This is a genomic window from Sphingopyxis microcysteis (assembly GCF_012274265.1).
In the GTDB taxonomy this organism is placed as follows: Bacteria; Pseudomonadota; Alphaproteobacteria; order Sphingomonadales; family Sphingomonadaceae; genus Sphingopyxis; species Sphingopyxis microcysteis.
The window spans coordinates 14,025-29,822 of sequence record NZ_JAANYY010000004.1 but is presented as its reverse complement, the minus strand read 5'-3'; the positions used below and the strand labels follow the sequence as shown (position 1 = coordinate 29,822).

The 15,798-nt window shown below is 66.7% G+C and carries 8 protein-coding genes; 5 read left to right on the top strand and 3 right to left on the bottom strand.

Features of this window, described 5'->3' with window-relative positions; all coding sequences use genetic code 11:
• Window positions 1-111: 111 nt before the first annotated feature.
• The 5 genes from G9408_RS11420 (at window position 112) to G9408_RS11400 (ending at window position 11,106) form a co-directional block, all read left to right on the top strand.
• The gene (locus G9408_RS11420) at window positions 112-441 is read left to right on the top strand and encodes a phosphoribosyl-ATP diphosphatase (protein WP_120217480.1); all 330 of its coding nucleotides are present in this window, start codon (window positions 112-114) and stop codon (window positions 439-441) included.
• Window positions 442-563: 122 nt separating this feature from the next.
• The gene (locus tag G9408_RS11415) at window positions 564-941 is read left to right on the top strand and encodes a histidine triad nucleotide-binding protein (protein ID WP_168454143.1); all 378 of its coding nucleotides are present in this window, start codon (window positions 564-566) and stop codon (window positions 939-941) included.
• A gap of 228 nt (window positions 942-1,169) precedes the next feature.
• The gene (locus tag G9408_RS11410) at window positions 1,170-7,013 is read left to right on the top strand and encodes an alpha-2-macroglobulin family protein (protein ID WP_168454142.1); all 5,844 of its coding nucleotides are present in this window, start codon (window positions 1,170-1,172) and stop codon (window positions 7,011-7,013) included.
• Between the two features lie 262 nt (window positions 7,014-7,275).
• Window positions 7,276-9,447, top strand: a complete 2,172-nt coding sequence (gene pbpC, locus G9408_RS11405) for a penicillin-binding protein 1C (RefSeq protein WP_168454141.1) — start codon at window positions 7,276-7,278, stop codon at window positions 9,445-9,447.
• Between the two features lie 102 nt (window positions 9,448-9,549).
• Complete coding sequence (locus G9408_RS11400; RefSeq protein ID WP_168454140.1) at window positions 9,550-11,106, top strand: amino acid permease; 1,557 nt, start codon at window positions 9,550-9,552, stop codon at window positions 11,104-11,106.
• Between the two features lie 68 nt (window positions 11,107-11,174).
• On the opposite strand, the gene G9408_RS11395 is transcribed toward G9408_RS11400, so the two are convergent.
• The 3 genes from G9408_RS11395 to G9408_RS11385 form a co-directional block, all read right to left on the bottom strand.
• Window positions 11,175-12,419 (bottom strand): multidrug effflux MFS transporter, encoded by a 1,245-nt coding sequence (locus G9408_RS11395; protein ID WP_168454139.1) that lies wholly within the window; start codon window positions 12,417-12,419, stop codon window positions 11,175-11,177.
• A 122-nt stretch (window positions 12,420-12,541) separates the two neighbouring features.
• Window positions 12,542-12,841, bottom strand: coding sequence for a hypothetical protein (locus tag G9408_RS11390; protein ID WP_120217485.1), 300 nt, complete (start codon window positions 12,839-12,841; stop codon window positions 12,542-12,544).
• A gap of 26 nt (window positions 12,842-12,867) precedes the next feature.
• Window positions 12,868-15,753: a M16 family metallopeptidase gene (locus tag G9408_RS11385; protein WP_168454138.1), complete on the bottom strand. Its 2,886-nt coding sequence runs from the start codon at window positions 15,751-15,753 to the stop codon at window positions 12,868-12,870.
• Between the last annotated feature and the right edge of the window lie 45 nt (window positions 15,754-15,798).

Genomic DNA, 15,798 nt, shown 5'->3' with positions numbered 1-15,798 from the left:
CGCGTTTCGATATGGTTACCGGCGGATAAAATTCCGATCGTGCGTCCTTCGCGCCACAGCTTGTCGCCGCACGCCCGCGCCGCTAGTCACGCTCGCAAAGGGAGCGCGTCGATGAGCAAGGCAATGGGTGAAGCGCTGGGGCGGCTCGAGGCCGTCATCCACGACCGGCTCGCCGCCGGCGAAGCCGAAGCCTCCTATGTCGCCAGCCTCGCCGCCAAGGGGCGCGGCAAGATCGCCCAAAAGCTCGGCGAAGAAGCCGTCGAGGCGGTGATCGCCGCGGTCAGCGAGGATGATCCGGCGCTCATCGGCGAAGCGAGCGACCTCGTCTTCCACCTCTCGATCCTGCTCGCCGAACGCGGGCTCACGTGGGACGCGATCGCCGCCGAACTCAGCCGCCGCCACGGCACCTCGGGCCACGCCGAAAAAGCCAGCCGCCAATGAACAACACTTTGTCTGTTTTTCATCTCCGTCATCCCGGCGAAGGCCGGGATCTCACCCTATCGCAAAGACGCACCGGCGAGATCCCGGCCTTCGCCGGGATGACGTAAGAAAGAGGGAATTCCATGCCGATCGACGCCACCCTCCCCTATGACGACAGCAACATCTTCGCGCGCATCCTGCGCGGCGAGCTGCCGTCGAAAACCGTCTATGACGATGAATTTGCCCTCGCCTTTCACGACATCAACCCGCAGGCGCCGCTCCACATCCTCGTGATCCCCAAGGGCGCCTATGTCAGCTGGGACGATTTCTCCGCGCGCGCCAGCGACGCCGAAATCGCCGGCTTCGTCCGCGCCGTCGGCCAAGTCGCGCGCGACGCGGGCCTCGTCGCCCCCGGCTACCGCCTGCTCGCCAACATCGGCCCCGACAGCCATCAGGAGGTTCCGCACCTCCACGTCCATATTTTCGCCGGGCAAAAGCTCGGCCCGATGCTGGCCAGATAGCCCGTCGCCCCCGCGGAGGCGGGGGCCGCAAGCGGCCTATTCCTGCATCGCCGCGTAAACCGACTACGGCCCCCGCCTTCGCGGGGGCGACGATTATGTCTGTCTATGACCGCGGTCACAGCCTTTTCCCGAAACGCGGCTAAGCGTTCCCGGGACACGGCGACGGGTGGACAGCAGCGCCTGTTTCCAGCAGGATAAGCGCGCGGATTTAGGCGGGGAGACGGCGGGATGAAAACGGGTTGGCGCGCGCTGGGAAAACGCCTTGCCGGCAGGGCAAAACTGGCGCTGCTTGTGCCGCTCAGCCTCGCGATGGCGGCGACCGCGACCGCCGACACCGTGCCGCAGGTCACCCTCGCCACCCCCGGCAGCAGCGGCACCGGCGACGGCACGATCACCCGCTTCACGCTGCGCTTTTCCGAAGACATGGTGCCGCTCGGCGATCCCCGCGCCGCCGCCCCCGCGACCAACGACTGCAAGCTCGCGGCGTCATCCCGCTGGGTCGACACCCGCACCTGGGTGCTCGAGTTCGACAAACCGCTCCCCGGCGGGCTGCGCTGCCATGTCGTGCTCCGCAATGGCCTGAAAACCGCGCGCGGCATCGCCGTCGCGGGCAACGACCGCTTCGCGCTCGACACCGGCGGCCCTTCGGCACGCGCCATCCTCGCAGGCGGCATCTACGACGGGATCGAGGAGGAGCAGGTCTTCCTCGTCGCCACCAACGTCGCCGCCGACCGCGCCTCGGTCGGCCGCTTCGGCTATTGCGCGGTCGACGGGATCGGCGAGAAGATCCCGCTCGACGTCCTGCCGCGCACCACCGCGACTGAGATATTGACCGGCCTCGGCGATGCCAACTGGTCGCGCCAGTCCTTCACCTATGACGCCGGACTGCCGCAGCGCCTGCCCGCCGCGGGCGCCGACCGCGAGGCCGCGCTCGACCGCGTCGTCGCGGTCAAATGCCGCCGCCCGCTGCCGCCGGGGCGCGAAATGGCGGTCGTGTGGGACGCGCGCATCGCGCAGGCCGGCGTCCCCGGCCGCACCGCCGGGCGCGACCAGCGCTTCGATTTCGACGTCCGCCCCGCTTTCACCGCCAAAATGTCGTGCAGCCGTGTCAATCCGCAGGCGGGCTGCAATCCGGTCAAGGATGTGACGCTCAGCTTCGCCTCCCCCGTCGCGCGGGACACCGCGCTCGCCGCGACGCTGACCACCGCCGACGGCAAACGCATGACCCCCCGGGTCGACGACGACGACAAGAATGACGCCTACCTCACCAGCGTTCGCTTCGCCGGACCGCTGCCGCAGAATGTCGACGCAACGCTGGTCCTGCCCGCCGATGTCACCGACCAGAGCGGTCGGCGCTTGCAGAACCAGTCGAACTTCCCGCTGAAATTCCACATCGACCGCGCCCCGCCGCTGGTCAAATTCGCCGCCGAATTCGGCATCCTCGAAGCCCGCGAGGGCGGTGTCCTGCCCGTCACCGTGCGCGGGGTCGAAGGGACGATGGTGCAATCGAACCTCAAGCTGCCCGCCACCGCGCTGCGGGTCGGCGACGATGACGCCGCGATCGCGCGCTGGCTGAAACGCGTCGATGACGCCGACGACACCGATTATCGCGAGGAAAAGGACCGCACCGGCAAGGAGGTCCGCGTCAATTACACCGGCACCAAATCGGTGTTCGCCGATGCCCCCGCGGGCGGCGAGCGCCGCGCGCTGCAACTGACCCCGCCCGGCGGCGGCAAGGAGTTCGAGGTTGTCGGCATACCCCTGTCGGAAAAGGGTTTCCATATCGTCGAGATCGCCAGCCCCGAACTCGGCGCCGCGCTGCTCGGGCGCAAGGCGACGCGCTATGTCGCGACCGCCGCGCTCGTCACGAACATGGCGGTGCATTTCAAATGGGGCCGCGAAGGCTCGCTCGCCTGGGTCACCGCGCTCGACACCGGCCTGCCCGTCGCGGGCGCCGAAATCCGCGTCTCGGACAGCTGCACCGGCCGCCTGCTCGCGCGCGGTACCGCCGACAAGGCGGGGCGCCTCGCCTTTGCGGGCGGGCTACCCCAGCCCGAGACTTATTCGAGCTGCGAAGAAACCCCCGATCCGACCAAGAGCGAAGGCCATGCGCTGATGGTCAGCGCGCGGTCGGGCGACGATTTCAGCTTCACCCTCACCGATTGGGGTCGCGGCATCCGCCCCTATGATTTCGACCTTCCTTACGGCTGGTCGGAACGCGAGGATATTCTCCACACCGTCTTCGACCGCGCGCTCGTCAAGGCGGGCGAGACCGTCCATATGAAGCATATCCTGCGCCGCCCGGTCGGCACCGGCTTTATGACGCCGCAGCCGCTCGCGGGCAAACTCCGCCTCGTCCACCGCGGTTCGGACACCGAATTCGAAATGCCCTTCGCCATCGCCGCGACCGGCAGCGGCGACAGCGTCTGGAACGTCCCCGCCTCCGCCCCGATGGGCGATTATGAGCTGGTGTTCGTCACCAAGGACAAGGATGGCGAAGACAAGACGATCTGGTCGGGTCAGTCGGTCAAGGTCGACGAATATCGCCTGCCGACGATGAAGGCCGCGGTCACCGGGCCCAAAACGGCGCTCGTCCGCCCCGCTGCCGTCCCGCTCAGCCTGTTCGTCGGCTATCTGTCGGGCGGCCCCGCCGCCAATATCCCGGTCGAACTGCGCACCAATTTCCGCTCCAGCTGGTCGCCCCCCGAAGATTATCGCGACTGGGATTTCGACGGGCAGCCGGTGAAGGAAGGCGTGATCCAGCTCGACGACAGCGGCGACGAGCCCGCCGCCGAGCTGCCGCTCGCGCGCTCGGTGCCGCTCAAGCTCGACGCCAATGGCGCCGCCACCGCCAATGTGACGGTCGACCAGCCGATCACCGAACCGACGCTGATGGCGGCCGAAATGGACTATGAGGACGCCAATGGCGAAACGCTGACCGCCAGCCGCCGCATCACCCTCTATCCCTCCGCCGTCCGCTTGGGGCTCAAGACCGACGGCTGGCTGATGCGCGACAACGACCTCAAGCTCAATTTCATCGCGCTCGACCTCGACGGCCAGCCGATCGCGGGCCAGCGCGTGTCGGTCGCGCTCTACAACCGCGAGATCATCACCGCGCGGCGCCGCCTGATCGGCGGCTTCTACGCCTATGACAACCAGATGCGGACGACGAAGCTCGCCGCCAGCTGCTCCGCGACCACCGACAAGCTAGGCCGCGCGCGCTGCGCGATGGCGCCGGGCATCTCGGGCGAGGTGACGGTGGTCGCAACGACGCTCGACGCCGACGGCAACGAAGCGCGCGCCGTCCGCTCGGTGTGGCTCGCGGGCGACAACGACTGGTGGTTTGGCGGCGACAATGGCGACCGCATGGACGTCATCGCCGAAAAGCCGCGCTACGCCGCGGGCGACACCGCCAGCTTTCAGGTCCGCATGCCGTTCCGCGAAGCGACCGCATTGGTCACCGTCGAACGCGAGGGCGTGCTCTCCAGCTTCGTCGTGCCGCTGAAGGGCACCAACCCGGTGGTCAAGGTCAAGCTGCCCGCCACTTACGCCCCCGACGTTTATGTCTCGGTGATGGCGGTGCGCGGGCGCGTCACCGGCAACGAAAGCTGGTTCCGCCAGATGAAACGCGCGGTCGGTTTCAAGATCGAAAACAGCGAGGGTGCTCCCCCCACCGCTTTGGTCGACCTTGCCAAACCCGCCTATCGCATGGGCATCGCGCGGATCAAGGTCGGCTGGGAAGGCCATCAGCTCGGCGTCAAGGTCAAGGCCGACAAGGCAAAATATGCAGTCCGCGAAACCGCCAAAGTCGCGATCGAGGTCAAGACCCCCGGCGGCAAGCCACCCAAAAACGCCGATGTCGCCTTTGCCGCGGTCGACGAGGCGCTGCTTCAGCTCGCCCCCAACGAAAGCTGGGAATTGATCGAGGCGATGATGGGCGAGCGCACCCTCGACGTCCTCACCTCGACCGCGCAGATGCAGGTCGTCGGCAAGCGGCATTATGGCCGCAAGGCGCTCGAACCCGGCGGCGGGGGCGGCGGTGACCTGTCGGGCCTGACCCGCGAAGATTTCCGCCCCGTCCTCTTGTGGAAGGGCAATGTCCCGCTCGATACCAAGGGGCGCGCGAGCGTCGACGTGCCGCTTAGCGACAATCTTTCGGGCTTCCGCCTCGTCGCGATCGCGACCGACGGATCGCAATTTTTCGGCACCGGCGAAACCACCGTCCGCACCGTGCAGGATCTCGGCATCTTTGCCGGGATGCCCGAACTCGTCCGCACCGGCGACACTTATGATGCGCGCTTCACGCTGCGCAACGGCACCGATCAGCCGATGGAGGTCACCGCGACCCCGACGCTGTCGCCCGCCGTCGCCACCGCGCCGCCGCTCACCGTCACCATTCCCGCGGGCGGCGCGGTGCCGATCAGCTGGTCGATGACCGCGCCCGAACAAACCGGCCCGATCGAATGGACCGTCGATGCGGTCGCCAAGGGCGGCAAGCAGCGCGATCGGCTGGTGTTCCAGCAGGTCATCGAGCCCGCGGTGCCGGTCGAAACCTGGGCCGCCAGCCTGTTCCGCGTCGGCCCCGCCACGACGCTGCCGATCGCCATCCCGACGGGCGCCTTGCCCGGCGGATATGTCGACGTCGCGCTCGCCGGCACGCTGGCTCCGCCCTTGTCGGGGGTGCGCGACTATATGGCCGCCTACCCCTATACCTGCTTCGAACAATCGACCTCGCGCGCCATTGCGCTCGGCGATCTCGGCCGCTGGCAGGCGCTCGCCGAAGCGATGCCGACCTATCTCGATGGTGACGGCCTGCTGCGCTACTGGCCCAACGAGCGGATGGAGGGGTCGATCGAACTCACCGCCTATGTGCTCAGCGTCACCGCGGCAAACGGCTATGCGATCCCCGAGGCATCGAAGGCCAGGATGGTGGCGGCGCTGCAGGCGGTGGTCGAAGGCCGCCTCACCCGCCGCGGCTATGGTCCTTGGGACATCCGCCCCGTCCGCATCGCGGCCTTGGCGGCGCTCGCCCGCAACAAGGCTGCCAGCCCGGGGCTCGTCGCCGCGATCGACGTCGCGCCGGTCGACATGGCGACCGGCACCCTCGCCGACTGGCTGGTGGCGATCGAAAAGACGCCCGGGGTGCGCAACGCCCCCGCGCTGCGCACCGCCGCCGAAGCCGAGCTGCGCAAGCGCCTCGTGTACGAAGGCACCCGCCTCGACCTTGTCGACGATGCGCGTGCGCCCTGGTGGATGATGACCAGCGGCGACGAAATGGCGATCAAGGCACTCGAAGCCGTGCTTGGCCGCAAGGGCTGGGAGGATGACGCGGGCAAGCTGATGGTCGGCGTCGCCCAGCGCCAGCGCAAGGGCCATTGGGACACCACCCCCGCCAATGCGTGGGGCGCCGTCACCGTCCGCCGCTTCGCCGAGCTCTATCCGGCGAGCGCGATCACCGGCGTCACCAATATCAGCCTTGCGGGCGCCACCGCCTCGCAAAGCTGGCCGCTGCCCGCCGAAGCGCCCTCGCCGCTCCGCGTCGCGCTCAACGCCGCGACGATGAGCCTTCAGCATCAGGGTAGCGGCGCGCCTTGGGCGACGGTCAGCGTCAAGGCCGCCGTGCCATTGAAGGAGCCGCTCAACGCCGGTTACCGGATCAAGCGCTCGGTCAGCATCGTCAAGGCGGCGAACAAGGATCGCCTGACCCGCGGCGACGTGATCAAGGTGCGGATCGAGGTCGTCGCGGCCGCGGGCCGCACGTGGGTCGTGATCAACGATCCGATCGCCCCGGGCGCGACGATCGTCGGCAATCTCGGCGGCCAGTCCGAAATGCTCGCCAACCAAGCAGGCGGATCAGGCGCGCAGCCAAGCTATGTCGAGCGCGGCAAGGACAGCTGGCGCGGCTATTTCGGCTGGATGCCCGCGGGCACCCATGCGGTCGAATATGTCGTGCGCTTGAACGGCTCGGGCCGCTTCTCGCTCCCCCCGACGCGCGTCGAGGCGATGTACTCGCCCGCGATCCGTGGGCAATGGCCGAACGCACCGCTGACGGTGGCGAGTGTGGGGTCGTGAGGTTGTTGTGAAGCAACGCGCGCTGGATCAGCAAAGCCCCTTTAAATCCGTTCGTGCTGAGCTTGTCGAAGCACCGTTCTTTTCTTCGACGCCGACGAGAAAGAACGGCCCTTCGACAAGCTCAGGGCGAACAGAGACTGGGGGATGCCGTTCAAATCTAAACCTCGTCACCCTGAACTTGTTTCAGGGTCCATGGCCTGCCCTGTCCTTCGGCGCTGCGCCGAACGAGAACACAGGCCATGGATGCTGAAACGAGTTCAGCATGACGAAGATACCAGAAACGGGCGCTAGCGCGCCGCGCCACCGCCGCTGGCCCCACGCCCTCGCATGGGCCGCCCTCGCCGCGCTCATCCTCACCACCATCGCCCACCTCGCCACCAAACCACCCCCCATGCCAACCTACGCCGCCGTCCGCGCCGACTGGCAGCCGAGCGAAGCCTGGCTCTACGACCGCGAAGGCCGCCTCCTCGACAGCGAGCGCGTCAACTTCGAGCGCCGCCGCCTCGCCTGGGTGCTGCTGAAAGACATCAGCCCCGCCGTCCGTACCGCGGTGGTGCAGGCTGAGGACCGGCGGTTCTGGTCGCACGGCGGGGTCGACTGGCTCGCGGTCGCCAGCGCCGTCCGCGCGCGGCTCAGGATCGCGGGCACCGGCGACCGCTCGCGCGGCGCTTCGACCCTGCCGATGCAGCTCGCCGCTTTCCTCGACCCCGGCCTCGCCCAGCCGGGCCAGCGCGACTGGCGCACCAAGCTGCGCCAGATGCGCGCCGCGCAGGCGCTCGCGGCGAACTGGTCGCACGACCAGATGCTCGAGGCCTATTTCAACCTCGTCCCCCTGCGCGGCGAGGCGCAGGGGATCGGCGCCGGCGCGCAGAGCCTGTTCGGCAAAAAACCCGCCGACATGACGCGCACCGACGCCGCCCTGTTCGCAGGCCTCCTCCCCAATCCGGCCGCGGGCGCCGAGGCGCTCGGCCTCCGCGCTTGCCGGGTGGCGCAAACCAAGGACTGCTCCGCGATCCGCGCCGCCGCCGCGACGCTCGTCTCGGGCGAACATGCCGCGCGGTTCGACCCCGCGCTCGCGCCGCACCTCGCCGTCCGCCTGCTCGACCAGCCCGGCAAGCGCGTCACCACCACGATCGACCGCCGCATCCAGACCGCCGCCATCGTCGCGCTGCGCCGCCAGCTGTCGGGCCTGGGATCGGACCGCGTCCGCGACGGCGCGGTCGTCGTCCTCGACAACGCGACCGGCGAAGTGCTCGCCTATGTCGGCGGCGTCGGCCTCAAATCGACCGCCGCGTCGGTCGATGGTGCCAATGCACGGCGGCAGGCGGGTTCGACCTTGAAGCCGCATCTTTACGCGCAGGTGATCGAGCATGGCTGGCTCACCGCCGCCTCGATCCTCGACGACAGCCCGGTCCAGCTCGACACCGCGTCCGGCCTCTATGTTCCCAAAAACTACGACCGCAGCTTCAAGGGACCGGTCAGCGTCCGCCACGCGCTCGCCGCCTCGCTCAACGTCCCCGCCGTCCGCGCCCTCGTCATCGACGACGTCCAGCAATTCCGCGACCGCCTCTGGGCGCTCGGCTACCACGGCCTCGTCGAGGACGGCGAATATTACGGCTTCTCCCTCGCCCTCGGCTCGGCCGAAGTTTCACTCGTCGAACAAGCTAACGCATTCAGAACATTCGCTAATCTCGGACAATGGTCGCCCGTCACTTTCGACGCTGTGCGGCACCTTCGCAACCTTCCGCCGCGCCAGATCGTCAGCCCCGCCGCCGCCTTCATCGTCGGCGACATCCTCGCCGACGCCTCGGCGCGCACCGACGCCTTCGGCGCCGACAGCGCGCTTCGCCTGCCCTTCTGGGCCGCCGCCAAGACCGGCACCTCGAAAGGCATGCGCGACAATTGGTGCATCGGCTGGTCCGACCGCTTCACCGTCGCGGTCTGGGTCGGCAATCTCGAGGGCGATGCGATGCGCGCCGTCTCGGGCACCTCGGGCGCCGCGCCCGTCTGGCGCGACGTGATGCTCGCGCTCCACGCCGGCAGCCCGGGCAAGGCGCCGATCATGCCCGCGGGCGTCGAAGCGCGCCGGATTACCCTCTCCGGCACCCGCGAACCGCCGCGCCGCGAATATTTCATGGCTGGCACCGCGCAGACCGAAATGGCCGCCGCGCCGCAAGCCGCGCGCCGCCCGCGCATCACCAGTCCGGTCAGCGGCAGCGTCTATGCGGTCGACCCCGACATTCCGATCGATCGCCAGCGCCTTGCAGTGACCGTCAGCGGCGCCGTGACCGGCTACCGCCTGATCCTCGACAAAAAGCCGCTCGGCGACGCCGATGCGGGGCAGCAAATCCTGCCGCGCCCGGGCAGCCATATGCTGGCGCTGGTCGACCCCGGCGGACGAATGATCGACCGGGTGCGCTTCACGGTGCGATAAAGCGCTTGTAACAAGCCTGAAATTAAGTTGCGCTGGCGCGCGAAGCGTCTAGTCTGCGCGGCAGGAGAATGGCGCCAAAGTCGCCAAAAAGGGGAAGTTCACATGATATTTGGTCGCGTCAAACCGATCGACGCCATTTTGGCCACGGCCGAAAAGAAATCGCTCCATCGCTCGCTCGGTGCCCTGCAACTGACCCTGTTCGGGATCGGCTGCGTCATCGGTACCGGCATTTTTGTGCTGACCTCGGCAGGCGCGCAAAAGGCCGGTCCCGGCCTGATGCTCGCCTTTGCCATCGCCGGGGCGATCTGCATCGTCGCGGCGCTCTGCTACGCCGAAATCGCCGCTATGATGCCCGTCGCGGGCTCGGCCTACACCTACACCTATTCGGTGATGGGTGAAATTCTCGCCTGGTCGGTCGGCTGGGCGCTCGTCCTCGAATATGCGGTCGCGGCGAGCGCAGTGTCGGTCGGCTGGTCCGGCTATTTCTCCGGGACAATATTGAACGAGTTTCTGGGCATACAATTGCCCGCCTATCTGGCGGCCGGTCCGCTGGCCCTGGGCGGCGCGCCCGGCGGTCTGATCAACTTGCCCGCCGTCGTCATCGCCTTGCTGGTGACCTGGCTGCTGATGATCGGCACCACCGAATCCGCCCGCGTCAACGCCGTTCTGGTCGCGATCAAGGTGACCGCGCTCACCGCCTTCATCATCCTGACGCTGCCGCAGGCCGAAATGGACAAGTTCAACCCCTTCCTGCCCGCGGGCGTGTTCGGCGGGCTTGGCTCGGGGATCGGCGCCGTTGGCGCCGCCGCGACGACCTTTTTCGCCTATGTCGGGTTCGACGCGGTATCGACGGCTGCCGAAGAAACGCGCGATCCGCAAAAGAATGTGCCGATCGGCCTGATCGGATCGCTGCTGATCTGCACCATCTTTTACATCCTCGTCGCCGCCGGTGCGATCGGCACGATCGGTGGCCAGCCGATCATGGGGCCGAACGGCATTCCTTTCCCCGCCGGTTCGGCCGAGCTCGCACGCCAGTGCGCGCTGCCCGAATATGCCGGGATGCTGGTCTGCTCGAACGAAGCTTTGGCGCATGTGCTGCGCGAAATCGGCTTCTCGGGCATCGGCAACATGCTGGGGATCGCAGCGTTCGTCGCACTGCCGTCGGTGATCCTGATCCTGCTGTTCGGCCAGACGCGCATCTTCTTCGTGATGTCGCGCGACGGCCTGCTGCCCGAAGGCCTGTCGAAAATCCACCCGAAGTGGAAAACGCCCTATGTCGTCACCGCGATCACGGGCAGCGTCGTCGCCTTTGCCGCGGCGTTCCTGCCGGTGGGACAGCTCGCCGATATCGCCAATGCGGGGACGCTTTATGCGTTCTTCATGGTCGCGCTCGCGGTTATGCTGCTCCGCAAGTCGGAACCCAACCGGACCCGGCCGTTCCGTACGCCGGCGCTGTGGCTGATCGGGCCGCTGACGATGGCTGGTTGCGTCTTCCTGTTTCTCAACCTGCCGCTGGAAGCCATGCTGGTCCTGCCGGGCTGGGCAGCGGTCGGTTTCGTGATCTATTTCGCCTATGGCTATCGCAAAAGCCATCTGGGTCAGGGTCGCGTCGAGGTGCATGAAGGCGAATTGGAACCGGCGGCGCCGATCCACGACTGAACACCGTCATCGCCGACAAATTTGGGGGAGCCGCCGCAGCCTGTGCTGCGGCGGCTCCTTCATTTTTGTCAGTAAGGCGTCTTGGGCGCGGTCCCGGGCCGGGTGAACAGCTTGCCGCGCTCGGCCCAGAACACCAGCGTCAGGCCGACGATCGCGCTGATCAGAAAGGCATAAGCGAGCGGCAGCGTGGTGCCGTCATATTGCTGGCCGATCAACGCCCCGACCGTCGCGGCAAGCAGCGTCTTGGCAAAGCTTTGGTACGATGAGGCGACCCCGGCCATATGACCGAAATCCTCCATCGCAATCGATCCGAAATTGCTGCCGATAAAGCCGATCAACCCGACATTGACCATCATCAGCACGGTGAACATCCACAGCGTTTCGGCGCCGCTGAGCGCAGCGGCGATCTGCGCAATCGACGTCGCCATGAACGCGAACACCGCGCTTTGCGACACACGCCGCGCGCCGAACCGCTCGACGATCGCCGCGTTCGAGAAATTGGCGATGGCGATTCCCACCGCGACGCAAGCAAAGATCAGCGGGAACCAGCTCTGCGCATCGAAGACCTCGTCGATGATCTGCTCGCTGCTGTTGAGATAGCCGTAGAGCGCCCCCTGCATCATGCCCGACGCGATCATATAGCCCGCGGCGCGGCGATGCCGCGTCACCGTTGCCCAGCCGCTGACCATCGTCCGCCAGTCGAGCGGGCGCACGTCGGCGGGCTCGAGCGTCTCGGGCAGACGGCGCAGCCACATAATCATGGCCAGCCCCATCACCGCGAGCACGATGAAAATCGCGCGCCAGCCCGCCAGCGCCGCGACCCCCGCACCGATCGTCGGCGCGATGATCGGCACGATCATGAAGACGAGGAAGATCAGCGACAGCCGCTTCGCCATCGCATCGCCCGCGAACAGGTCGCGGATCACCGCGACCACGATCACCCCGAGCGCCGCGCTGACCAGCCCATGGCCGAAACGCAGCGCGAGCAGCATCGGAAAGCTCGTCGCCAGGCCGCAGCCGATCGAAAAGGCCACATAGGCGAACAGCGCCGGAACGAGCACGCCCTTGCGCCCGAACCGGTCGGCGAGCGGACCATAGATCAGCGATCCGAAACCGATACCGAGCAGATAGAGCGAAATGACATATTGCCGGTCGTTGGCAACAAGCACCCCCAGCCCTTTGCCGATCGCGGGCAGCGCGGGCAGCATGGCGTCGATGGCGAGCGCGTTGAGCGCCATCACCATCGCCATCATGACCACCATTTCGCGGTCACCCGGCAGGGTCCGCTTGGGGGGTGGGGCCGGGCTGTGCATCGGGGCAGCCTATGCGCCGATGCAGTTGCTTTGACCACCCCCCAAGGCAAAGAGCATTGCTATGCATAGCAAAAGGGCCGCTCCTTTGGGGAACGGCCCTTCGCATGTCTCTGCCGGACAGATCAGCCCTGACGGGTGCCCGTCATCGCCATCGATCCGAACGCACCGGCCTTGATCGTCCCGGTGAGCGCGTCGCCGTCGATCGTCGCTTCGCATTCGAGCGTCATCGGCATCGGCACCTTCATGTTCATGGTCCAGGTCAGCTTGTTGCCGTCGACCTTGCCATTTTCCACGTCGAGCGCGCCCATGGCGCCGGCGTTCGATCCGGTGAAGCTGTCGCCGTCACTCTTGACCGTGAACACCGATTTCTGGTCGCCCATCGGCGACTTGGTTACGCAATCATAGCTGCCATCTACGGACATCGAAGCTCTCCTTACTGAAATCAATGTTAGTTAATCGGAGTCGCTGTTTCCACCGGCAAACCCAATCCGTCAAGCTGCGGTTTGACGACCGCGGCATCGCCGACGACGACATAGACGAGATCATCGGTGCTCAGCGCCTTACGCGCCGCGGCATCGATTTCGGCCGCCGTCATCGCTTCATAGGTCGCGGGCAGCGTCTCGTAATAATTGTCGGGCCGCCCGAATTTCACGATATTGCGCAACCCGGCCAGCACATCGGCCGAGGTTTCGAAGCTGCCCGGCAATTCGCGCACGCTGCCGTTGACCGTGCGTTCCAGCTCTTCCTTGGTCACGCCCTTGTCGGCGAGGAAGCTCTTGAGGTCGCTCTGCAGTTCCTTGATCGAATCGCCGGTGCGGTCGGCCTGCACCGGCGCCACCGCGACCCAGCTCAGCCGGTCGGTCTCACCCGAAATGCGGCTGCGCACGCCATAGGACCAGCCCTTGGTCTCGCGCAAATTGGTGTTGAAGCGCGACAGGAAATTGCCGCCGAAAATGTCGTTCGCCGACCGCAGCACTTCCAGGCTGTCGCCGCCCTTGGCATCGAGCACCTTGCCCGCCAGAATGATCGACTGCGGCGATTTGGGGCGGTCGAAGAACAGGATACGCGGCTTGGGCGCCGGGATTGCGACGTCGAAATTCTTGACCGGCTTCGCGGTTTTCGGCGCCTTCCACTGGCCCAGCGTCGCGTCAAGCTGTTTCTTCACTTCGGCCAGCGTCGTATCGCCAACGACGAACACGCGCGCGTTGTCGGGACGGATCCAGGCGCTGTGGAACGCGGCGAGCTGATCGCGCGTCGCCGCCTCGACCGCCTTCGCGTCGCCCAGCCCCGACGGCGGAATGCCATAGGGATGGTCGGCGCCATACAGCATCGGCGCCATCAGCCGCGCCGCGATCGCATTCGGATTGTTGAGTTCGGCCTTCAGCCGGTTGAGTTGCTGCGCCCGCACACGCTCGAGTTCCTTGGCATCGAACGCCGGATTGCGGATATAGTCGGCGAGCAACGACAGCGATGCGCCCAGATTGGGCTTCAGCGCGAACAGGCTGAACACCGTTTCATCGGCGTTGGCGGTCGCATCGATCTGCGCCCCCAGCCGCTCCTTTGCCTCGGCAAAGGCGATCGAGTTGAGGCTGGTGGTGCCTTCATCCATCAGGCTGAGCATCAGCGACTGGGTGCCGAGCGCGCTATGCGGGTCGGCGGCATAGCCCGCATCGAAGCTGACCGCGACATTGACCGTCGGCACCGTGGTACGGCGCGCGAAGACGACCTCGACGCCGTTTTTCAGCGTCGCCCGCTCGATTGCCGGAAAATCGAGCGCGGTGAGGTCGGCGACCGCAGGAAACTGCGACCGGTCGGCGATCGAGGTCGCCGCGCCGATCCCAGTGTCGGGACCGATATCGCCGAGCGCAGGATTCCAGAAGCGATCGGGCGCTACCGCTTCGGTCAGCTTGCCTGCGGTCACCGCGCCGCCGCGATTCTCGCCGCCTTCGGTGCGTTCGCCGGGGGTGTAGGTCAGCGAAAAGGCCGGGCGCGACATCCATTTGCGCGCAACGGCGGCGACCTGTTCGGGCGTCGCCTTCGCCATCCGGTCAAGCTCGACCTTGTAATAGGCGGGATCGTTCGAATAGAGCGCGCCCTCCGCGAGCGCGACCGCCTTGCCGCCAAAGCCGCCGACCGCTTCCAGCCCGGCGATCGTGCCGCCCAGATAGCTCGCCGCGGCGCGCTGAAGCTCATCGGCGGTCGGCCCGTTCGCGAGGAACTTGGCGATTTCCGCGTCCAGCTTCTTGCCGACGGTATCGACATCGGTACCGGGCTTCACATCGGCCTGGACGACCAGCAAGCCCGCATCTTCAAACGTCTGCGCAAAGGCGCCGACGCTCACCGCCACCGGATCGGTGCGGACCATCGCGTTGTCGAGCCGCGACGACGACAGCCCGCCGAGCACCGCGGTCGCCATCTGCAGCGGCACCGCTTCGGCGTCGTTGAGCCCCGGAATGGCCCACATGCGATAGACGCGCGGGGTCGGGATCAGGTCCTTGACCTCTTTGGCGAGCGGCGCGGGCAGCGTCGGCACCGACGCGGCGGGCGCCTGAACCGCAGTCCCGCGCGGGATGTCGCCGAACCATTGCTGGACCTTCGCCTTTGCGGTTGCGACATCGATGTCGCCCGCCAGCACCAGCACCGCATTGTTCGGCCCGTAATTGTCGGTGAACCACTTCTTCACATCGTCAAGGCTCGCCGAATTGAGGTCGGCCATCGAACCGATGGTGCTGTGGTGATAGGGATGCCCCTTGGGGAACAGATTTTCGAAGATCTCGTAGCGCAGCAGGCCATAGGGGTTGTTGTCGCCCTGTCGCTTTTCGTTCTGGACGACGCCGCGCTGGTTATCGAGCTTTTCCTGCGTCACCGCGCCGAGCAGGTGCCCCATGCGGTCGCTTTCGAGGAACAGCGCGAGATCGAGCGCGCCGGTCGGAACCGTCTCGAAATAATTGGTCCGGTCGACGTTGGTCGTCCCGTTGAAATCGGTCGCGCCAACCTGCTGCAAGGGTTCGAAAAAGTCGTTCGGTGCATTTTCCGACCCGTTGAACATCAGATGTTCGAACAGATGCGCAAAGCCCGTCTTGCCCTTGGGTTCATGCTTCGATCCGACGCGGTACCACACCGACACCGCGACGACGGGCGCCTTGCGGTCCTCGTGGACGATGACGCGCAGACCATTGTCGAGCGTGAAGGCTTCGTGCGGAATATCGACCGCCTTCACCAGGTCGGCGATCGGCGCCGGATCGGCGGCCTTCGACTTGGCGAACGCGGGGCCGGCGGCGACGAGCGACGTGGTCGCCGCCAGGGCAAGGGCGAAACGATGGAAACGGGGCATGGACATCCTCTTGGATTACGAACGCAGAAGTTTTTGCGCCTGCGC